Origin of the sequence: Ferrovibrio sp. (genome assembly GCF_017994015.1) — a bacterium.
Lineage (GTDB): Bacteria > Pseudomonadota > Alphaproteobacteria > Ferrovibrionales > Ferrovibrionaceae > Ferrovibrio.
Genome location: NZ_JAGOLP010000013.1, coordinates 55,994 through 77,053 on the forward strand (window position 1 = coordinate 55,994; position 21,060 = coordinate 77,053).

The following is a 21,060-nucleotide window of genomic DNA, read 5'->3' on the forward strand; positions in this document are numbered from 1 at the left end:
TTACACCCGCTTGCGACCGATATTGCCGAGCAGCCCCTGCGGTCGCAGGAACAGCACCAGCAGAATGACGATGTAGGCCGCCACGTCCTTCAACCCTTCCTCCAGATAAACTCCGGAGAATTGCTCAATCACGCCGATCAGCAGGCCACCCACCACCGCGCCCGGGATCGAGCCGAAGCCGCCCAGCACCGCAGCGGCAAAGGCCTTGAGCCCGAGCAGGCCCATGGTGATATCAATCAGCGCCACCGGCGCCAGCAGCAAACCGGCCACGGCGGCAACGCCGGCAGAAATCGCCCAGATCAGCGAGAAGATCATCTTCACCGGGATGCCCATGTAATAGGCGGCAAGCTGGTTCTGCGAAGCGGCCTGCATCGCCACACCGATCCGGGTGTAGCGGAAGAAACCATAAAGCGCGGCGCAGAGGATGGCGGTGCCGGCGATGATCGAGAGATTGACATTGGCGATCACCAATTCACCCACCCGGGTGACGCCGCCGGTAAACGGCGTCTCGAAGGCGCGTGTCTCGGTGCCCCAGATCATCGAGGCGGCGGCGCGGAACACAAAGCCGAGGCCGATGGTGAGCATCACCACGGCGAATTGCGGCTGGCCCAGCACCTGGCGTAGGATGGTGGCATCCAGGATATAGCCGAACACGGCCATGAACAGCACGGCGGTGACAAAGGCGATCCAGTAATTGTAGCCCAGGCTCTCAATCACCGTGAAGGCGATGAAGGCACCGAGCATCATCAGGTCGCCTTGGGCGAAGTTCACCATCTCGGTGGCTTTGTAGATCAGCACAAAACCGAGCGCGACGAGGCCATAGATACAGCCAGAAGCCATGCCGTTCAAAAGCAACTGTACGATCTCAGACAGCTTAGCCTCCTCCCCTGTCGGCGCTTTTCGCGCCTGACGATTCTGTGCTTATAGTTTGGCCGTCAGGGAACGAACATTATGTAAGCGCGTGTTGCGGGTCAATCCGTTTCCCGCTCACATGAAGCCTAATCACTTGACGTTACGTCAATTTTCGGGAGCCGCCGGGCATGAGTATTCCCTTCGTGAAGGACCTGGATTTCGCCTATGGCCATGTTGCCGAGATCAGCCCGCTGGTGCGCCGGGTGGTGGCAAAAAACCCTTCGGCCTTCACCTTCCATGGCACTGGCACCTATATTATCGGGCGCGGCCGGGTGGCGGTGATTGATCCCGGGCCGGACGATCCAGCGCATATTGAGGCTTTGCTGGCCGGCTTGGCTGGCGAAACCGTCAGCCATATCCTGATTACCCATACCCATCGCGACCATTCGCCGGGAGCCGCATTGTTGCAACAACGCACGGGCGCCCCGACCTATGCCTTTGGGCCGCATCCGGTGCCGCGTGGCGGCCTGGCGGTGGAAGAAGGCGGCGACCATGATTTTCGTCCGGATTTCCTGCTTTCGGATGGAGAAAGTGTCGGCGGCGCGGGCTGGACTATGACCGCGCTGCACACGCCGGGCCATATCTCCAACCACCTGTGCTTTGCGCTGGAGGAAGAAGCCGCGCTGTTTTCGGGCGACCACGTGATGGGCTGGTCCACCACGGTGATCTCGCCGCCCGATGGCAACATGACGGATTATTATGCCAGCCTGACCAAGCTGCTACCGCGCAGCGAGCGGGTGTATTACCCAACCCATGGCGCAGCGATCAACGCCAGCAACACGGGTATCGCGCCACAGGAATTCGTGCAGCGGCTGATCCGGCATCGTGAGGCGCGCGAGGCGCAAATCCTGGCCTGCCTGGCCGCCGGGCCGCAAAGCATCCCGGCCATGGTTGAAAACATGTATGCCGAAGTGCCGCGCTATCTGCATGGCGCTGCTGGGCGTTCGGTACTGGCGCATCTGATCCATATGGTGGCGGATGGCCGCGTGCGGGCCGATCCGGCACCACATGAGGGCGCGCTCTACCGGAAGGCCTAGCCAGATGGTTCAGTTGCCGTCATCCTGCTATGGCGGCTGTCGGGTTTCGGCTGGCTGCAAGCAGCGAGGGAGTGGGTGAGCAGCATATTGGATGACGAGATCGGCAGATCGTCCTATCCCCGGATCGTGGGTTTGGCGTTCCTGGATCATTGCTCGCCGAAAATCCGCCGCATGTGGGAATACTGGAATGCCCTGCGCGGCGACCGGCTGATGCCGGCGCGCCAGGATATTGATCCGCTCGACATGCCGCGCGACCTGCTCTCGGGCATTCTGCTTACCGAAGTGCTGGCCGAGGAACCCTGGCTGCGCTATCGCCTGGTTGGCACCGCCCAGGCCGCCTTGCGCGGCCGCGATCCCACCGGGCAGCCGGTGCAGGGCAATTACATGGGCGCGCATCTCGGCATTCCCGGCAATGATGTGATGCTGAATTACCGCATCGTCGTGGAAAAGCGCACCCTGGTTTATACCTACAATCCGATCATCGGCGCCCGCCCCGATGGCAGTTCGATGCGCCAGATGCCGTGGCGCGCCAGCAGTTCGCTTTTGATGCCGCTGTCCAGTGACGGCGAAAATGTGGATATGGTGTTCTGCTTCAGCGATCTGGACAAGGATGGCCCGAACCGCTGAGCGCAATGAGATGGAGTTGGTGACGATGAATACCCCGGAAGCGGCACCGTCAGGCAGCGTGACCGACAACACCGCCCGCAGCCAGTATGAGATGGATGTGGCCGGCCAGACCGTGTTCGCGCGGTATCGCCGCCAGGATGACACCACGCTGATCCTGCATGTGGAAGCGCCCCCCAGCTTGCGCGGCACCGGCGCCGCCGACCGTTTCATGCAAGGCCTAGTGGCGCTGGCCGCCCAGCAGGGCACCAAGCTGGTGCCGCTCTGCTCCTATGCCGTGGCCTGGATGAAGCGGCATCCATAAAAAAACGGCCGGGCTTATGGCCCGGCCGCTGTGTCGTGGTTTTATTGCAGATCACGCGCCCGGGGTGGGCAGCTTGTGATCCTTGAACTGCTCGCGCAGCTTGGTCTTGAGCAGCTTGCCGGTGGCGGTGTGCGGCAATTCAGTGACGAACACCACATCATCCGGCATCCACCATTTGGCAATCTTGCTCTCCAGGAAGCTGAGCAATTCATCCTTGCTCACCTCCTGGCCGGGCTTCTTGATCACCAGCAGCAACGGGCGTTCCTGCCACTTGGCATGGAACACGCCGATCACCGCCGCTTCCTGCACTGCCGGATGGCCCACGGCGGCATTCTCAAGATCGATGGAGGAAATCCACTCGCCGCCGGATTTGATCACATCCTTGGCGCGGTCGGTGATCTGCATATAGCCATCGCCATCCAGCGTCGCCACGTCGCCGGTGGTGAAATAGCCGTCAGCATCCAGCACACTGCCGCCTTCGCTCTTGAAATAGCCCGCCGTGATCCACGGGCCACGCACCTTCACATTGCCGAAGGCAACGCCATCGCGCGGCAATTCGCGGCCTTCGTCATCGGTGATCTTGATATCAACACCATACACCGTGCGGCCCTGCTTGGACTGCACATCGACGCGCTTGTCGACCGGCAGGTCGGCATGTTTCTTCAGCAGGTTGCCGGTGGTGCCGAGCGGCGACATCTCGGTCATGCCCCAGGCATGGATGACAAAACAGCCAAACTGCTTGGCGAAACGCTCGATCATGGCGCGCGGCGCCGCCGAGCCGCCGATCACGCAGCGCTCCAGCTTGATATCCGCCTTGGTATCCAGCGCCGGATTGGCATCAACATACTGGAAGAAGGCGAGCCACACGGTGGGCACACCGAGCGAGAAATTGCACTTCTCGTCGCGCAGCAATTCGTAGACGCTCTTGCCATCCAGTGCCGGGCCGGGGAAAACCAGCTTGGCGCCGCACATCGCCGCGCCATAGGGCACGCCCCAGGCATTGGCATGGAACAGCGGCACAATCACCAGGGCGCTGTCGCCCGAGCCGAGATTGAGGCCGTCGCGCTGGCACACGGCATAGGAATGCAGCACGGTGGAACGGTGCGAATAAAGCACGCCCTTGGGGTTGCCGGTGGTGCCGGAGGTGTAGCAAAGCGACGAGGCGGTGCGTTCGTCAAATTCCGGCCAGGCAAATTCCGTGCTCTCAGCGCCGATCAGTTCCTCGTAGCAGATCAGGTTCGGGATGCTGCTTTCCTTGGGCATATGCGCCCGGTCGGTGAGCAGCACAAAGCCCTTCACGGTCTTGAGCTGGCCGGCAAGCTTTTCCACCAGCGGCAGGAAGGTCAGATCGAAGAACAGGTAGCTGTCTTCGGCATGGTTGACGATATAGTCGATCTGCTCCGGGAACAGGCGCGGATTGACGGTGTGCAGCACCGCGCCCATGCCGGACACGCCGTAATAGAGTTCAAAATGGCGATAGGTGTTCCAGGCCAGCGTGCCGATGCGGTCGCCGAGCTTGACGCCGAGCCGGGTCAGCGCATTGGCGAGCTGCTTCGAGCGGTTGGCCAGGTCGCGATAGGTGTAGCGGTGGACCGGCCCTTCGACACTGCGACTGACGATCTCGGTTTTGCCATGGTACAGTGCCGCGAACTCGATCAGCGACGAAATCAGCAGAGGACGATCCTGCATCAAACCAAGCATGCGTTTTCTCCCAGAAACCGACTGATATTGAATGGTGGCGCAGTGTATGATTCAGCCCTGCCAACCGCAACTATCGCGCGCCTTTTTGCCCGGCGCAGACTGACGCAGGGCGGCGGCCCCAACCCTAGCGAGACTTGCAAACCATAAGACGAGTCGAAGCGGCCGGTTGTTTCCCGATGGCCGGCAACGTCCCGCTGCATACAATAATGGCCAATTTGGCACTATTTGACTTAATTTTTTGCAGTCGAATAAACCTGATCCCGGCCATTTCTGCCCATAAATTATACATGTTGACTAGTTCTTTACAGGACCGTGACTTTCGCGCCACAGGTTTCGGCGCAGTCCCATACAACTCAACGCAAGTATTTGTTATGTGAAACGGAATTTGCTTATCTCGGCCCGGGAAAAGTTATTGGAGGTCTCCTTATGAAGACGAAGTTTCTTGGCGCCGTGCTCGCCGCCGCCTTGCTTGCCGGTCCGGCCCTGGCGCAGGAAAAGCCGAATGACAAGCTGACATTCACCGCGAATGTCACGGGTGTGTCGGAATATTCCTTCCGTGGCATCAGCCAGACGGATAACAACCCGGCGCTTCAGGGCAGCCTGGAAGCCGCCATCGCTATCACCCCGTCGGTTACCGGCTATATCAGCCTGTGGGGCAGCAACGTGCATTTTGTGCCGGAAGTCGCCAATGGCGGCGCTTCGGCTGAAGCCGACTTCACCGTCGGTTTCCGCGGCACCATCGACAGCTTCGGCTGGGATGTGAAGTACATCTACTACGCCTATCCGGGCGCCACCAGCACCCTGAATTATGACTTCCAGGAAGTCGCCGCCGCCGTCAATTATGACTTCGGCTTTGTGATCCCCACCGTGGGCATCAACTATACCAACCAGTTCTTCGGCGACAGCGGCAAGGCCACTTATGTCTATGGTGGCGTGAAGGTGCCGATTCCGTTCACCGAATTCAGCCCGCGCGTGGTCGCCAATGTCGGCCGCCAGAAGGTTCAGGCCAACGCCACCTATGGTGTGCCTGATTACACCGATTGGAATATCGGCCTGTTCGCCACCTTCTTCGGCGCGCTGGATGTGGGCATCCAGTATGTCGACACCAACATCAAGTCTCGCCAGTGCGTTGCCGCCACGCTCGACGACCTTTGCGATGGTCGTGTGATCGGCTCGATCGGCTACACCCTGACTTTCTAAGTCAAACGATTTTCAGCCTCACCGGGCTGGTTTCGGAAGCCGCCGTTCCCTCTGGGAGCGGCGGTTTCTTTTTGTGCCGTATAATCAGCCGAGATAGCGGCCGATGCCGCCATAACCATCGGGCTTGAGCGGCGCCAGCCGCCTTTGCGCCCGGCTATCAATACCACCCAGGGCATAAACCTTGAGGCCATAACGGCGCGCCAGCCGCAGCAAAACAGCAAAACGCAGCATTCCAAGGCCCGGAGCGCCGGGATGGCTGGCCGTGGCAAAAACCGGTGAAATGAATACCGCCCCGGCGCCGGCACGCCAGGCCGCCACAATGGCGGCAGCGCCATGCGCCGCCGCGGTTTCCGGGCGCCACAGTGCGCGGCGCAAAAGGTTTTCCGGCAGATGCAGCCCATCCGCCCCCAAGCGCTGGGCCATCGCGCCATCACCGGCCAGCAGCAGACAGAGGCCGTGCCGCCGCGCCAGATGCACCATCGTCTGTGCCAGAGCTTCGCGCCCGGGGCTGCCATACTGCCGCAAAACCACACCGCTGCCTGCCGGCAGTCGCTGCATCGCCGCCAAGGGTTCCGCCAGGCGCTGCGCATCGGTGAACAGGAACGCCATCGGCTGCCGACCTGGCGGCCGGCAAGGCTTTCGCTGCTGCCTGGGTCTTGTTAGCGTGCGGCGTCGTTTCATTTCCGGATCATGCCATGTCCGCCGCCAGCCCTGCCAGTATAGCCGACGCTATCCAGACCATTCGCGCCGAGTTGCCGGCCAGCACCACGCTGATCGCCGTGGCCAAGACCTTTCCGGCCAGCGCCGTGGCCGAAGCCCTGGCCGCCGGGCAGCGTCATTTTGGCGAAAACCGCGTGCAGGAAGGCATGGAGAAATACCCAGCCCTGCGGCAAACCCATCCCGATCTGGTGCTGCATCTGATCGGCCCGCTGCAAACCAACAAGGTGAAGCAGGCAGTGGCGCATTTTGACGTGATCCACACGCTCGACCGGCCCAAACTGGCCGAGGAACTGGCGCGGGAATTCGAGAAAACCGGCCGCCGCCTGCCCTGCTTCATCCAGGTGAATACCGGCGAGGAACCGCAAAAGGCTGGCGTGGCGCCGCTGGAGGCCGACGCATTCATCCACGATTGCTGCGAGCGGCTTGGCCTGCCGGTAGTGGGCCTGATGTGCATCCCGCCTGCCGACGAGGAACCGTCGCCGCATTTTGCCCTGCTGCGCCGCATCGCCCAACGTAACGGCCTGGAGCAGCTCAGCATGGGCATGAGCGGCGATTACAGCATCGCGGTGCAATTCGGCGCCACCCATGTGCGGGTCGGCAGCGCCATTTTCGGCGGGCGGACTTATCCGGCTTGAACTAGGGTGCGGACCCATTATTAGCGGGTCCGCACCCTAGCTTATTTCTTCGTGCCGCCGGTGGTGAGCGCCACCTTGTCACCGGTGATGGTGAAGGTGACCTGGCCGTCCTTGGTCTTGTAGGTCCATTGTTCCAGCGGGCCGAGCTTGGAAATATCGGTCGGCCGGCCGAGGGCCTTTTCCAGTTCGGTCTTGGTGCCGGCCTTCTCCGCCTTCTTGATCACTTCTTCGCTGCTATCGGGACCGCAGGCGGCCAGGGCCAGCGGCAGCATGAGCAGAAGGGCGTAGCGGGCAAAGCGGATCATGGCGGTTTCTCCGTGATTGGTTCGCCGCCAGTAAACACCGCCTAGCCCTGGATTGCCACCCGCCGCGCCAGCAGCCCGGCAATCTCTTCTTCGCTCAGGCCGGCTTCGCGCAGCAAAGCCTGGCTATGCTCGCCCAGCCGAGGCGCCTGGCGCCGCACGTCGCCCGGGCTGGCGGTGAAGCGAACCGGGATGCCCAGATTGAGAATCGGCCCTTCGCTGGGATGCTCGACCGGGTGGAAAAAATCCACCGCCTTAAGATGCGGGTCGTCAAACAGGTCATCGAGCGTATTCACCTGCGCCGCCGGGATCGAATGCGCGGCGCAATAATCCAGCCATTCCTGCGTTGTGTGACGCTGCGACACGTCCGCCTTGATGGCGTAAAGCTCGCGGATATGTTCGGTGCGGCTGCCGATGGTGGCAAAGCGCGGCTCGCCAACCAGATCCTCGCGGCCGGCGAAGCGGAAAAAATCATCCCAATTCTCGGTGCTGTAGGGCATCAGCGCCACCCAGCCATCGCTGGTGCGGTTCGGCCGGCGCTCCGGCGCCAGCACGCGGTCATAGCCGGTGCCGCCCAAAGGCGGCACAAAACTGCGGCCCCAGAGATGCTCGCTCATGGTGAAAGCCACCATGGTTTCAAACATCGGCACTTCGATGAACTGGCCCTCACCGGTGCGTAATTTGTGGATCAGCCCGGCCAGCGTGGCATAAACCAGGGTGAGGCCGCTGGTCTTGTCGGCCAGCACGGTGGGGGCATAACGCGGCCCATCGCCGGTCAGCCCCATGAGATGCGACAGGCCAGACACACTCTGGATCACATCGTCGAAAGCCGGCCGGCTGGCATAGGGGCCTTTGGCACCATAGCCATAGGCGCCGCAATAGACGATATCCGGTTTCACCGCGCGCAGGTCGTCATAGGTCAGGCGCAATGCCGCCATGGCCTGCGGCCGCATGTTATGCAGCACCGCATCGGCGCCTTCGACCAACTTGAGGAGGGCATCTCGCCCATCGGGCTGCTTGAGGTCCAGCACGATGGAGCGTTTGTTGCGGTTATAGGCCAGATGCATCGGCCCCATGCCGGGATTGCGGCCCGGCCCGATGCCGCGCAGCATGTCGCCCTCGGGCGCCTCGATCTTCACGATATCGGCGCCCAGATCGCCCAAGGTCATGGTGGCGAAAGGCCCCAGCACCACACTGGTGAGATCAAGAATGCGCAATCCATGCAATGGCCCCGGCATGGTGTCCCTCCCTGGTTTTGGGAAAGACTAGCGGAAACTGCGCAGCAGGCCAAAAACAAACCGGGGCCCCGTTGGAACGGGACCCCGGCGAAACCTTGGCTGCAACAGGGTTTAGAATTGCAGCGGGGTGGCCTGGCGCACGCCGGGAATGGCCTTGACCTTGGCGGCCACTTCAGCCGGGATCGGGCCGTCCACTTCCACCAGGCAGATGGCTTCCTGGCCCTTGGCGGCGCGGCCAAGGTGGAAAGTGGCGATATTGATGCCGGCATCGCCCAGCACAGTGCCAAGCCGGCCGATAAAGCCCGGCGCATCCTCGTTGGTGACATAGAGCATGTTCGGGCCAAGCTCGGCGTCGATATCGATGCCCTTGATCTCCACCACGCGCGGATTCTTGTTGGCAAACAGGGTGCCGGAGAGATGGCGCACCTTGTCGGCATGGATGGTGACGCGCATCAGGGTCTGGTAATCGCCCTCGCGGTCATGCTTGACCTCGGAGACTTCAATATTGCGCTCCTTGGCCACCAGCGGCGCGTTGACCATATTCACGCTGCTGAGCTGGCGGCGCAACAGGCCCTCCAGCACAATGGCCGTCAGCGGCCGGGTATTCAGCCCGGCGACATGGCCTTCATACTCAATCATCACCTTGGTGAGATTGGCTTCGGCAAGCTGGCCAACAAAGCTGCCAAGCTGTTCCGCCAGCTTCATATAAGGCCGCAGCTTGGGCGCATCCTCGGCCGACACGCTGGGCATGTTCAGCGCGTTGGTGACGGCGCCGGTCAGCAGATAGTCGCTGATCTGCTCGGCCACCTGCAAGGCCACATTCTCCTGCGCCTCATTGGTGGAGGCGCCGAGATGCGGCGTGGCGATGAAACGATCATGGCCAAACAGCGCATTTTCCTTGGCCGGTTCGGTGACGAACACGTCAAACGCTGCGCCGGCCACCTGGCCGCTATCCAGCGCTTCCTTGAGCGCGGCTTCATCCACCAGCCCGCCACGGGCGCAGTTGACAATGCGCACGCCCTTCTTGGCCTTGGCCAGCGCCTTGGCATCCAGGATATTCTTGGTCTGCTCGGTCAGCGGCGTGTGCAGGGTGATGAAATCGGCCCGCGCCAGCAATTCATCCAGTTCCACTTTCTCGATGCCCAGGCTCTGGGCGCGCTCCGGGGTCAGGAACGGATCAAAGCCAACCACCTTCATCTTCAGGCCCTGGGCGCGGTCGGCCACGATGGAGCCGATATTGCCGCAGCCGATCAGGCCCAGCGTCTTGCCATACAGCTCAACGCCCATGAAGCGGTTCTTCTCCCACTTGCCGGCCTGGGTGGAGCGGTCGGCGAGCGGAATTTCACGCGCCAGCGCCATCATCATGGCAATGGCATGTTCGGCAGTGGTGATCGAATTGCCGAACGGGGTGTTCATGACGCAGACGCCGCGCGCCGTGGCAGCCGGGATGTCCACGTTGTCCACACCGATGCCGGCACGGCCCACCACTTTCAGATTGGTGGCGGCTTCCAGCACCTTGGCAGTGACCTTGGTGGCGGAGCGGATCGCCAGGCCGTCATACTGGCCGATGATGGCCAGCAATTCATCCGGCTTCAGGCCGGTCTTGATATCAACCTCGACGCCGCGATTCTTGAAAATCTCAACAGCGGCCGGGCTCAATTCGTCGGAAATGAGAACCTTCACCATGGGGTGTTCCTCACAGGGATAGCAATTGGGGGATAGGATGAAGCGGCGGGCGCGTCCGGCGCCCGCCGAAAATTCAGCTCAGGCAGCGGCCGGCTTGAAGCTGGCCTTGACCTGGGCAAAGGCCCAATCGAGCCAGGGCGCCAGCGCAGCCGTGTCGCTCGGCTCGACGGTGGCGCCGCCCCAGATGCGCAGGCCCGGCGGGGCATCGCGATAGGCGCCGATATCCAGCGCCACGCCTTCCTTTTCCAGCACGGCGGCAATCTGCTTGGCCGCCGCATCCTGATCCTTCGGCGCCAGGGCCGTGAACCAGGGATCAACCACCTTGAGGCAGATCGAGGTGTTGGAGCGGATCGCCTTGTCGGCACACAGGAAGGCCGCCCAATCGGACTGCGCCACCCAGGCTTCCAAAGCCGCCAGATTGGCTTCCGACCGCGCCTTCATGCCGGCCAGGCCACCGATCGACTGGCCCCATTTCAGGGCGTCGATGATGTCTTCCACGCAGAGCATCGACGGCGTGTTGATGGTTTCGCCCTTGAAGATGCCTTCAATCAGCTTGCCATCCTTGGCCATGCGGAAAATCTTCGGCAGCGGCCAGGCCGGGCTGTAGGTTTCCAGGCGCTGCACGGCGCGCGGGCTGAGCACGATCATGCCATGCGCGGCCTCGCCGCCCGTCGCCTTCTGCCACGACCAAGTGGTGACATCCAGCTTGTCCCACGGCAGGTCCATGGCGAATACAGCGGAAGTGGCGTCGCAGATCGACAGGCCCTCGCGGTCAGCCTTGATCCAGTCGCCATTCGGCACGCGCACGCCCGAAGTGGTGCCATTCCAGGTGAACACCACGTCGCGGTTCCAGTCGACCTTGGCCAGATCAACGATCTCGCCATAGCCGGCCTTCAGGCTGCGCACATCGGTGAGCTTGAGTTCCTTGGTGATATCGGAAGCCCAGCCGGAGCCGAAGCTCTCCCAGCCGAGCACATCGATGCCACGTGGCCCAAGCAGCGACCACAGGGCCATTTCAACCGCGCCGGTATCCGATGCCGGCACGATGCCGATGCGGTAATCCGCCGGGATGCCGAGGATCTGGCGATGCAGTTCGATGGCTTCCACCAGACGCGCCTTGCCCTCTTTCGAGCGGTGCGAACGGCCAACCAGGGCGTTTTTGAGATTTTCAGGGTTCCAGCCGGGGCGCTTGGCGCAGGGACCGGAGGAAAAATGCGCCACAGCAGGACGCAGGGACGGCTTACTCGTCATTTGTCTCTATCCTTCCAGATAGTAGCACTCCGTTGGGGGAGCGTGGCCCGCCGCCCTTATAGGCCCAAGCCGGCGATGCCGCAATGGCGAAAAGCGGATTTTTCGCTGGGGATATTCAGCGGCTGCGCGGCCGACCCATTTCACTACGACAGAATAAAAGCTATATACACCATTTAAGATTGGTATTTTCCGGCCCGATAAGCCGTATGCAGCGAGCATTAACATTCGCATATAAATTTTTACAAGTAATTGAATTTATTATAAAAATAAACCTTGTCGCGCGTTATTTCACTCTATCTTACAGGAATGATCCGTTGCCCAGATCATAACGGCAGCTTGGCAGCCATACTCATTAGTTCAGCAGGTGCCTCTTGTTTGCGATCTTTACTTCAACTGCACGTCGCCGCGACATGCAGGCCCAAATTGACGCCATCAATCGCGTGCAGGCGGTGATCGAATTCAGCCTGGATGGCCGCGTTCTGACGGCTAATGAGAATTTCCTGCACACTATGGGCTATGGCCTGGAGGAAGTGCAGAACCGGCCTCACGAAATCTTTGTTGAGCCGGCCTATCGCAGCAGCGCCGAATACCGTGCCTTCTGGGCCAAGCTGGGACGCGGCGAATATGATGCCGGCCAGTACAAGCGCCTCACCAAGGATGGCCGCGAAGTCTGGCTTCAGGCCAGCTACAATCCGATCCTGGATGCCAGCGGGCAGCCCTACAAGGTGGTGAAATTCGCCACCGACATCACGGCGCAAAAGGCCCGGGATGCTGATTACCAGGGTCAGCTTGCCGCCATCAACAAGGCCCAAGCGGTGATCGAATTCAGCCTGGATGGCCGCATCCTCAAAGCCAACGATAATTTCCTGCGCACCATGGGTTATGACCTTGCGGAAGTGCAGAACCGGCATCATGAAGTCTTTGTTGAGCCGGCCTATCGCAGCAGCGCCGAGTATCGCGCCTTCTGGGCCAAGCTGGGGCGCGGCGAATATGATGCCGGCCAGTATAAGCGCATCACCAAGGATGGCCGCGAAGTGTGGATTCAGGCCAGCTACAATCCGATCCTGGACGCCAGCGGGCGGCCCTACAAGGTGGTGAAATTCGCCACCGATATCACGGCGCAGGTTGAAAGCAGCCAGATGATGCAGCAGGCCGTGCTGGAAGTGCAGGATGTGGTGAATGCCGCCAAGGCAAGCGACCTCACGCATCGCATCGACATGACTGCAAAGAAGGGCGAAATCCGCAGCCTGTGCAGCGGGGTCAACGACCTGATCAGCACCATGGCCGAGATCATCGGCCAGTTGCGCGGTGCCTCGGCGGCGATTGCCACGGCTGCGGCTGAAATCTCCGCCGGCAGCGAGGATTTGGCGCATCGCACTGAAAGCCAGGCCGCCAGCATCGAGGAAACCGCCGCGTCGAGCCAGCAGGCCACCGCCACGGTGAAGCAGAATGCCGCCAATGCGCAAACCGCCAACCGGCTGGCCAGCCTGGCGCGCGACAATGCCGATAAGGGCGGCGGGGTGGTGCGCGAAGCCGTGGCCGCGGTCAGCCAGATTGAGGAAAGTTCACGCAAGATCGGCGATATTGTTGGCCTGATTGACGAGATCGCGTTTCAGACCAACCTGCTGGCGCTGAATGCCAGTGTGGAAGCGGCCCGTGCCGGCGAAGCTGGCAAAGGCTTTGCCGTTGTGGCGCAGGAAGTGCGCAGCCTGGCGCAGCGCTCGGCCAGCGCTTCGAAGGATATCAAGGCGCTGATTCAATCTTCCAACGCCCAGGTCAAGACCGGCGCCACCCTGGTGAATGATACCGGCGCCGCCCTGACCGATATTGTTGGTGCCATCAAGCAGGTTTCAGACCTGATCGCACAGATCGCCACCGCATCGGCCGAACAGGCGGTTGGGCTGGAGCAGATCAACATTGCAATCAACAGCATGGACGAGATGACGCAGCGCAATGGCAGCCTGGCGGAACAGACATCCTCCGCCTCGCGCAACCTGTCCGCCCAGGCACGCGACCTGGCCGAACTGGTGCAGCGCTACCGGATCGATGGCTGAATGTCAGCCCACGATGCCGATCTGCCAGGGCACGAATTCATGATCGCCGACGCCAAGCAGCTCGCTCTTGGTCTTTTCGCCTGAAGCGGTGCGCAGGATTTGCTCAAAAATCTCCTGCCCCATTTCCTGCATCGATTTGGTGCCGTCGAGGATCTGGCCGCAATTGATATCCATATCCTCTTCCAGCCGGCGATACATCGGCGAATTGGTGGCGAGCTTCAAGGATGGCGCCGGCTTGGCACCGAAGGCTGAGCCGCGCCCGGTGGTGAAGGCGATGATATTGGCGCCGCCGGCAATCTGACCGGTGGCCGAGCACGGGTCGTAGCCCGGCGTGTCCATGAACACCAAACCCTTGGCTTGTACCGGCTCGGCATATTTGTACACTTCCATCAGCGGCCCGGTGCCGCCCTTCATGGATGAACCGAGCGACTTCTCGAAGATATTGGCCAGGCCGCCGGCCTGATTGCCGGGGCTGACCACGCCGTTGATCTGCACGTCGCGGCCAACGGCATACACATCCTTCCACCAGCGGATACGCTCCACCAGTTTCTCGCCCACCTCGGTGCTCACTGCGCGCTGGGTCAGGGTATGTTCCACGCCATAGATTTCCGGGGTTTCGGAAAGGATGGCGGTGCCGCCATGGCGCACCAGGATATCCATCGCCGCGCCCAAAGCCGGATTGGCGGTGATCGACGAGAAACCATCCGAGCCGCCGCATTGCAGGCCCACGGTGATATGGCTGGCCGGCACCGTGCTGCGCACCACATTATTGGCGCTGGGCAGAATCTTCTTCACGGCTTCGATGCCGGCTTCGATGGTTTTGCGCGTGCCGCCGGTTTCCTGCATCACAAAGGTGACCAGATTGTCGCTGGCCTTGAGGCCCTGTTCGGCCATCATGCCGCCAAGCTGATTGCGCTCGCAGCCCAGGCCAATCACCAGCACCGCCGCCAGATTGGCATGGCGCACATAGCCGCCCAAGGTGCGGCGCAGCAAGGCCATCGCCTCGCCTGTCATTTCCATGCCGCAGCCGAGCGCGTGGCTAAACGCCACCACGCCATCCACATTGGGATATTCCGCCAGGCGTTCCTCGGTGAAATGCCGCGCGATGGCATGCACCACGGTGGCCGAGCAATTCACCGTGGAGACAATGCCAACATAGTTGCGCGTGCCGACACGGCCATCGGGCCGCAGGATACCCTGGAAGGTGGCGCGTTCGGCTTCCGGCAGCATCTGCACCGGCTTGTAATTACGGCCATGGGCATAATCGCGGTCGAATTCACGAAAATCGGTATTGTGGCTGTGCAGCATGGTGCCGGCCGGCAGGTCGGCGGCGGCAAAGCCCACGGTGACATTGTATTTCAGGATCGGCTCGCCCTGCTTCAGATCGCGTGCGGCAATCTTGTAGCCGGCCAGCACCTTGTCACGGATGACAAAGCCGGCATGGCGGTTATCGCCCTCCACCGGCAGGCCGGGCACCACATCAATGCGGGCCACAACCACATTGTCGTCTGGGTGCAGGCGGATGACAGGGCCGATCAGGCGCTTGGCATGCAGGTCGATCATCGGGGCAATCTCGCTGGTGGGGAAAATGTTACCGGTAACATCGGCCGTGAACCTACCCTGGAAAATCGGTTCTGGCTATACTGCAATTGTGAAGCAACCCGCCAAAATCCGTGCTGCATCTGCGAAGACGCCAACCCTGGCGGATATCGCAGCCGAGCTTGGCGTGACCAAGATCACGGTTTCCCGCGCCCTCAACACACCTGACCGGGTATCGCCGCAGACCCTGGAAAAAGTGCGCCAGGCGGTGCGCCGCCTGGGCTACACGCCCAACCTGCTGGCCGGCTCGCTTTCCTCCAGCCGCAGCCGCCTGATCGTGGCGCTGGTGCCCAGCATCAGCGGCGCCATGTTCACCGCCACCATGCAGCAGGTGGCGCAGCATCTGCGCCAGCATGGCTATCAATTGCTGATCGGCCAGGGCGGCTATGACGAAGCCAGCGAGGCGGCTTTGCTCAGTGCCATTATCGGCCGGCGCCCCGATGGCATCATCCTGACCGGCATCGTGCATTCGCCCGAGGTACGCCGACAATTGCAGGCCGCACAGATACCCGTGGTGGAAACCTGGGATCTGACGCCAAAGCCGATTGACATGCTGGTTGGGTTTTCGCATCCCGCCATCGGCCGGGCTGCGGCCAGGCATCTATATGCGCGCGGCTGCCGACGACCGGCAATCATTTCGCCTGATGACCGCCGCGCCGGACTGCGCGCTACAGCCTTCATTGAACAATTCCGCAAGCTGGCCGGCAAGGCCATCGACATCCCGGTGCATGAAGCCGAGGCGCCGACACCGATGGGCGCCGGCCGCACCGGACTGGCCACCCTGCTGGCCCGGCTGCCCGACATTGACGGCGTATTCTGCGGCTCGGACAATCTGGCATTGGGCGCTTTGATCGAGGCCCGGCATCGCCAGATCGTTATACCCGACAAACTGGCAGTGATCGGCTATGGCGATCAAAGCTTTGGCGAGGATGCCGATCCGCCGCTGACCAGCCTGCGTATCGACGGCGCCGAAATCGGCCGTGTTGCCGCCGAGATGCTGGTGGCCCGGGTGGAAGGCAAGCTACAACCCGGCAAGGACAAGGCCCGCATCGTTGATGTGGGCTTCGCCCTGGTACAGCGCAAAAGTGCCTAGATCGGGATCACCAGCAGCGAGTCAATCCGGGTGGAATCGCACACGACGAGGCGCTCGCGAAACAGCCATTCGCCATCCTGCTGTATGATGGTGTCGCGATAGACACCGGTGCTGAACAGCTCAAAGCTGCCGCCTTCCATGATGCGGGTGACATAATAGTTGGTGGCGACATGCAGCGTGCCATCCGCATCCAACGCCTCGATCAACGTGGCGCTGACCATATGACGATACCGATGCGGTTCGAAGATATTGGCGCGGCGCATTGAGGCGATACGGTCGCGGAGCATCGCGCGGCTGTCACATTGCAGGATGCCGATCACCTGGCCCTGTTCATGGCTGCGCCGCGAGATGATACGATAGGAAGCCTGCTCAACGAATAGATCGGGCAATGCTTCCAGCTTGTCGTCATCCACCAGATGCACATAACGATGGATCAGATCCTGCACCGCAGGCAGGTAGCTATTCTTGTCGGCCATGAGCGCCGCACTCCTCAAATCTGCATAATGCCGCGATAAGCCTTCCAGAAGCCGCGCACGGATGCCTCGCTGACGCGGGATTTCTGGTTCTCGACGCTGCGCCCCCCCATTTGCAACACCGTACTTGCCTCGCCTTCGCGGCGCACGGCGCGCTGCACCAGGCTACCGATGATACCGTCTTCCATCGAAACCAGGCCGGCCGGGCCAACCAGATTACTCTGCCGCACACGCATCTGGCGCTTATCGGCATCGTCATCGGCATAGCCGAGCAGAATCCAATACAATTCGCATTCATCCACCGCACGCGGCACCAGAATGCGCACGGCCAATGAATTCTGAATCTGCTGCACAATTAGATTCGGAAAGATACCCTGGATGGCGTGAGTGATGCCGTCGTCGAATTCCGGGAAGGTTTTCAGCAGGGCGCGGTCATGCAGATCAAAGTCATTCTTCTGCGCCCGCAATTCGGCATTGTCGTAGGTCTTGTCGTTGGCATCCTCACTGGCCACTTTGGAAAAGCTGATATGGTGGCCGCCGGTTTCATCCAGCACCAGGCCGCCTTCCATGGTCAGGCGGTTGAGCTTGAAGGTGGTGAAGAAGGTGTGCAGCAGGCTCGCATGATACGAGTCCTTCACATTCTCCATATAGAGCTTCCAGTTGTTTTTCATATACTGGGAATAGGTGCCCAGGATCTGCATCGGCCGATTGAAGATGCGGTGCATGTGCCGGATCATCACCTCGCCGAGATACTCCTCCAAGGCCGGTGCTTCTGCCGAGAAGCTGGCAAAGACCAGTTCTGCCACCTGACCAACCCGCAACCGGGTGAGACCATGATCGCCCATGCAGAAATCCTGCGGCAAACCACCCTGGCGCCGGATGCCATGCTGGAAGGCAACGCTTTTGAGATTGCCCTGCAGGTCGAAGCACCAATTATGGTAGACGCAGGATAGCACCTTGCGATTGCCTGAAGGCTCGTAGCACAACGTGGTGCCGCGATGAGCACAGCGGTTGATGAAGGCATTGAGCTGGCCGGCTTCATCGCGGATCAGCAGAATTGGCGTATCACCGATCCAGGTGGTCTTGAAATCGCCCGGATTGGGCACTTCCATCGCCAGCCCAAGCGGATGCCAGACCGGGCCGCGGAACAGCTTGGTCTGTTCGGCTTCATAAATCGCCGGATCGAGGTAGACCTGATATGGCACAGCGGCATATTCCCCGGCCGGCCAGTTCAGTTCCGGCAGGGGCTGCGCCCCCTGCCGGGTTTCGGAAGATATTGCCTGCATAACGATTGCCTTACTTGATGGAAGCCGGATCGACCGTCTTGGCCGAAGCGATCAAGGCAGCGCGATCATATTTGTTGATCGCCGGGATCATTTCGTTGGTGAAGATGCGGGTCGGCTTCACCTTCTCGGTCATCAGGCGCTGCTGGATCATGAAATCCACCAGGCGCATCCAGTCTTCCTCGATGAACAGGCCATTCTGGCCGTTGGTTTTGGGCGAGGACCAGATTGCCATGCGGCGCTGATTCACCTTGATGCCCTCTTCCATCGCCGCCGCCGGGGTTTCCGCCTTGGGCCGTGCCGCCGGATAGTATTTCCAGGTGATCGCGACGGCTGCGGCCGGATTGGCCATGGTAAAATCGTAGCCCTTGGAAACAGCACGGGCGAAGCCCTCAAGCTGCTTGGCCTTGGCCTTCAGCCGGTCGGGCTGCACGATCAGCGACACATCCGGCAGGGTGAGCAAATCAGGATCAACCGGCAGGTCGCGGGTCTTCATGCCGTTGACCTCGAATTTGGCCAGGGCCGCATCCCAGAACACCATTGCATCCACCGCACCCTGGCGCAGCGAGGTCATGGCCTGGGCGCCCGCGCCAATGGCGAGGAAATTGGCATCGCTATCCGGGTTCAGGCCCGCCTTGGCAAGAAAGGCGCGGCCGAAAGTGAGGCCGGCACTGCCCAGCGAGGCAACACCAAGCTTCTTGCCCTTCAATTCTGTAACTGACTTGATCGGGCTTTCCGGCAGCACCGAAATCGACCAGATGTTCTGGTAATAGAGATTGTAGTAATACTGCACCGGCATGTTGAAACCGGACTGCATGCCGATCAGCGCCTGACCCGGCGAAGCGGCGCCGACATCGCCATTGCCGGCGGCAATCTGGATGGCCACTTCGTTGGAACCACCCGCCGCGAGCAATTCCACATCCAGCCCCTCGGCCTCGAAATAGCCCATATGCTTGGCAACAACGAAGGGCGAGAAGGCTTCGTCAATCAGGCGCACCGGAATCAGCGCGCGCAATTTTTCCAGATCAGCAGCCAGCGCCGGCTGCGCGGCAGTGGCAAACCAGGTGGCGCAGATGGCAGCACCGAGCAAAAGACTACGACGGGTCGACTTCATGGCGTTGTTCCTTTTCTTGCGGCTGTTTGGGGAATGGCTGTACTGAGGAAAAAAACTTTAATGCGGAGCGACGCCCGTGGCCGGGCGACTTTCATTGCGTGTCCAGAAAACCAGGGTGCGGCCGAGATACTTGGCGCAGCCATGCACGGTGATGCCGATGCTGGACAGAACGATCAGCACGGCGAATACGCCTGGCACATCCAGGTTGAAGTTCATGCTGGTGATCAGATAACCCAGCCCGGCCTGGGCGCCGACGAACTCGCCCACCACAGCACCGATCACGGCCATCACCGAGGCTATCTCGATACCGGCGAACAGCATCGGCAAAGCGGCGAACAGGCGCAGGTGCAGGAAGGACTGCCAGCGCGAAGCACCGAACAGATACATCATGTCGATCTGGTCACGATCCGCGCTGCGCAAACCGGCAATCACTGCCACCAGCACCGGGAAGAAGCTGATCAGCGCCGCCACCACGATCTTGGAAGCGATGCCATAACCGAACCACAGCACAAAGAGCGGCGCGATGGCGATCTTGGGCACTGTCTGCAATGCAACGATATAGGGATAAATCAACCGCTCCACCGCCGGCAGCACGCCAACCAGGGCACCGAAGCCCAGCCCCGCCATGATGCCAATGCCCAGGCCAGACAGGATGGTGATCGTGGTGGTGAAGAGATGTGGCCAGATCAGGCCGTCGCGGATCACTTCAACCAGGCGCAGCAGGATGGCCGAGGGTGCCGGCATGACATAGGGCGCGATGCCGGCAAGGCGGATGGTGCCTTCCCACAGCACCAGAATCACCAGCAGAACGCTGAGCACTTCAAAACGAGAGCGAAGCTGGCGCATTTTCGGAAGCCTCCTGAGCTGCCTGGCTATGGGCGTGTTCATCAAACAGGGCGCGGATCTCTTCACAGATGCGGCCGAAAGCAGGATCCATCATGGTCTGGCGGCTGCGCGGACGCGGCAGCGGTACATCGATGATGCGGGCAATACGGCCCGGACGCGGCGTCATCACCAGCACACGATCGCCAAGAAACACCGCTTCGGGGATCGAATGGGTGATGAACACTGCCGTGGCCTGCTGCCGCTGCCAGATTTTCAGCAGTTCCACATTCATGGTTTCGCGCGTCATGGCATCAAGCGCGCCGAATGGTTCATCCATCAGCAGGATTTTCGGATTGCACAACAGCGCACGGCAGATTGAAACGCGCTGCTGCATGCCGCCGGAAAGCTCGAACGGATACTTATTCTCAAAGCCATGCAGCCCGGCCATGCCAAGCAGGTCGCGCGCCTGCTGCTCGGTATCGGCGCGCATGGTCTTCCGCAACTGGCGCGGCAGCAACACGTTCTGCATCACCGTGCGCCAGGGCAGCAGCGTGGCCTGCTGGAACACCATGCTGACATCCGGACGTGGCCCGGCCGCCTGAACTCCATCAATCAGCAGGGCACCGCTGGTGTGATCCTCCAGCCCGGCCAGGATGCGCATCAGCGTGGTCTTGCCGCAGCCACTCGGCCCCACCACGGTAAGGAATTCGCTGCGGCCGATATCCAGATCGACATTGGAAAGCGCATTCACCGGCTCGCCGGCACGGGTGCGGTATTGCTTACCCAGGCCACGCATACGCACCAGCGGGCCTCCCGATTTAGCCGGCTCCCGGCTTTCATTCGCGTCCATCACACCCCTCACCCGGAAATGTATATCGTATACGATTAAGCTATTACTAAATTTTGGGCACATTTGTAAACGGTTAAATTATAAGCAATTGGCTTATATTTATCCATTTTCTTGTAAGTATAAAAAATGGGCAAATTATGGCTTTTCAAAAATTCCATA

The 21,060-nt window shown here is 61.0% G+C and carries 20 protein-coding genes; 7 read left to right on the plus strand and 13 right to left on the minus strand.

Annotated features, from left to right (window positions below):
- Positions 1 to 840 carry a branched-chain amino acid ABC transporter permease gene (locus KBB36_RS09265; RefSeq protein ID WP_290979182.1) on the minus strand — a complete coding sequence of 280 codons (840 nt, stop codon included), beginning with the start codon at positions 838 to 840 and terminating at the stop codon, positions 1 to 3.
- 200 nt (positions 841 to 1,040) lie between these two features.
- Between KBB36_RS09265 and KBB36_RS09270 the strand changes: the two genes are divergently transcribed.
- The 3 genes from KBB36_RS09270 to KBB36_RS09280 all read left to right on the plus strand — a co-directional run bounded on the left by KBB36_RS09270 (position 1,041) and on the right by KBB36_RS09280 (position 2,877).
- Positions 1,041 to 1,949 (plus strand): MBL fold metallo-hydrolase, encoded by a 909-nt coding sequence (locus tag KBB36_RS09270; protein WP_290979185.1) that lies wholly within the window; start codon positions 1,041 to 1,043, stop codon positions 1,947 to 1,949.
- Between the two features lie 75 nt (positions 1,950 to 2,024).
- Positions 2,025 to 2,576: a PAS domain-containing protein gene (locus KBB36_RS09275; RefSeq protein ID WP_290979188.1), complete on the plus strand. Its 552-nt coding sequence runs from the start codon at positions 2,025 to 2,027 to the stop codon at positions 2,574 to 2,576.
- A gap of 25 nt (positions 2,577 to 2,601) precedes the next feature.
- A complete protein-coding gene (locus KBB36_RS09280) occupies positions 2,602 to 2,877 on the plus strand; it encodes a GNAT family N-acetyltransferase (RefSeq protein WP_290979281.1) in 276 nt (91 codons plus the stop codon).
- Between the two features lie 51 nt (positions 2,878 to 2,928).
- On the opposite strand, the gene KBB36_RS09285 is transcribed toward KBB36_RS09280, so the two are convergent.
- Positions 2,929 to 4,578: a 3-(methylthio)propionyl-CoA ligase gene (locus KBB36_RS09285; protein ID WP_290979190.1), complete on the minus strand. Its 1,650-nt coding sequence runs from the start codon at positions 4,576 to 4,578 to the stop codon at positions 2,929 to 2,931.
- Between the two features lie 426 nt (positions 4,579 to 5,004).
- Here KBB36_RS09285 and KBB36_RS09290 point away from each other — a divergent pair, with 426 nt between their 5' ends.
- Positions 5,005 to 5,778, plus strand: coding sequence for a TorF family putative porin (locus KBB36_RS09290; RefSeq protein ID WP_290979193.1), 774 nt, complete (start codon positions 5,005 to 5,007; stop codon positions 5,776 to 5,778).
- Positions 5,779 to 5,862: 84 nt separating this feature from the next.
- Here KBB36_RS09290 and KBB36_RS09295 read toward each other — a convergent pair whose 3' ends face one another.
- Positions 5,863 to 6,387, minus strand: a complete 525-nt coding sequence (locus tag KBB36_RS09295; protein WP_290979197.1) for a thiamine phosphate synthase — start codon at positions 6,385 to 6,387, stop codon at positions 5,863 to 5,865.
- Positions 6,388 to 6,473: 86 nt separating this feature from the next.
- Here KBB36_RS09295 and KBB36_RS09300 point away from each other — a divergent pair, with 86 nt between their 5' ends.
- On the plus strand, positions 6,474 to 7,133 hold the full coding sequence (locus tag KBB36_RS09300; protein WP_290979200.1) for a YggS family pyridoxal phosphate-dependent enzyme: 660 nt from the start codon (positions 6,474 to 6,476) through the stop codon (positions 7,131 to 7,133).
- A 41-nt stretch (positions 7,134 to 7,174) separates the two neighbouring features.
- Here the strand turns inward: KBB36_RS09300 and KBB36_RS09305 are convergent, their stop codons facing one another.
- The 4 genes from KBB36_RS09305 to KBB36_RS09320 form a co-directional block, all read right to left on the minus strand.
- Positions 7,175 to 7,438: a hypothetical protein gene (locus KBB36_RS09305; protein ID WP_290979203.1), complete on the minus strand. Its 264-nt coding sequence runs from the start codon at positions 7,436 to 7,438 to the stop codon at positions 7,175 to 7,177.
- Between the two features lie 41 nt (positions 7,439 to 7,479).
- Positions 7,480 to 8,673, minus strand: a complete 1,194-nt coding sequence (locus tag KBB36_RS09310) for a CoA transferase (protein WP_290979206.1) — start codon at positions 8,671 to 8,673, stop codon at positions 7,480 to 7,482.
- Positions 8,674 to 8,784: 111 nt separating this feature from the next.
- Positions 8,785 to 10,359 carry a phosphoglycerate dehydrogenase gene (gene serA / locus KBB36_RS09315; protein ID WP_290979209.1) on the minus strand — a complete coding sequence of 525 codons (1,575 nt, stop codon included), beginning with the start codon at positions 10,357 to 10,359 and terminating at the stop codon, positions 8,785 to 8,787.
- 78 nt (positions 10,360 to 10,437) lie between these two features.
- Positions 10,438 to 11,610, minus strand: a complete 1,173-nt coding sequence (locus KBB36_RS09320) for a phosphoserine transaminase (protein WP_290979212.1) — start codon at positions 11,608 to 11,610, stop codon at positions 10,438 to 10,440.
- A 410-nt stretch (positions 11,611 to 12,020) separates the two neighbouring features.
- Between KBB36_RS09320 and KBB36_RS09325 the strand changes: the two genes are divergently transcribed.
- On the plus strand, positions 12,021 to 13,664 hold the full coding sequence (locus tag KBB36_RS09325) for a methyl-accepting chemotaxis protein (protein WP_290979215.1): 1,644 nt from the start codon (positions 12,021 to 12,023) through the stop codon (positions 13,662 to 13,664).
- 3 nt (positions 13,665 to 13,667) lie between these two features.
- Here the strand turns inward: KBB36_RS09325 and KBB36_RS09330 are convergent, their stop codons facing one another.
- A complete protein-coding gene (locus KBB36_RS09330; RefSeq protein ID WP_290979218.1) occupies positions 13,668 to 15,227 on the minus strand; it encodes a UxaA family hydrolase in 1,560 nt (519 codons plus the stop codon).
- Between the two features lie 88 nt (positions 15,228 to 15,315).
- Between KBB36_RS09330 and KBB36_RS09335 the strand changes: the two genes are divergently transcribed.
- Positions 15,316 to 16,356, plus strand: coding sequence for a LacI family DNA-binding transcriptional regulator (locus tag KBB36_RS09335; protein WP_290979222.1), 1,041 nt, complete (start codon positions 15,316 to 15,318; stop codon positions 16,354 to 16,356).
- Here the strand turns inward: KBB36_RS09335 and KBB36_RS09340 are convergent.
- From KBB36_RS09340 to KBB36_RS09360, 5 genes are read right to left on the minus strand one after another with little or no spacing between them, the layout of a single operon-like run.
- Positions 16,353 to 16,832 carry an aromatic-ring-hydroxylating dioxygenase subunit beta gene (locus tag KBB36_RS09340; RefSeq protein ID WP_290979225.1) on the minus strand — a complete coding sequence of 160 codons (480 nt, stop codon included), beginning with the start codon at positions 16,830 to 16,832 and terminating at the stop codon, positions 16,353 to 16,355. The genes KBB36_RS09335 and KBB36_RS09340 overlap by 4 nt on opposite strands.
- A 14-nt stretch (positions 16,833 to 16,846) precedes the next feature.
- Entirely contained in the window at positions 16,847 to 18,115 is a 1,269-nt protein-coding gene (locus KBB36_RS09345; protein WP_290979228.1) for a Rieske 2Fe-2S domain-containing protein, read from the minus strand.
- 10 nt (positions 18,116 to 18,125) lie between these two features.
- Positions 18,126 to 19,226, minus strand: coding sequence for an ABC transporter substrate-binding protein (locus tag KBB36_RS09350; RefSeq protein WP_290979231.1), 1,101 nt, complete (start codon positions 19,224 to 19,226; stop codon positions 18,126 to 18,128).
- Positions 19,227 to 19,283: 57 nt separating this feature from the next.
- Positions 19,284 to 20,072, minus strand: coding sequence for an ABC transporter permease (locus KBB36_RS09355; protein ID WP_290979233.1), 789 nt, complete (start codon positions 20,070 to 20,072; stop codon positions 19,284 to 19,286).
- On the minus strand, positions 20,047 to 20,847 hold the full coding sequence (locus KBB36_RS09360; RefSeq protein ID WP_290979284.1) for an ABC transporter ATP-binding protein: 801 nt from the start codon (positions 20,845 to 20,847) through the stop codon (positions 20,047 to 20,049). The genes KBB36_RS09355 and KBB36_RS09360 overlap by 26 nt, the downstream gene beginning before the upstream one ends.
- Positions 20,848 to 21,060 lie beyond the last annotated feature (213 nt).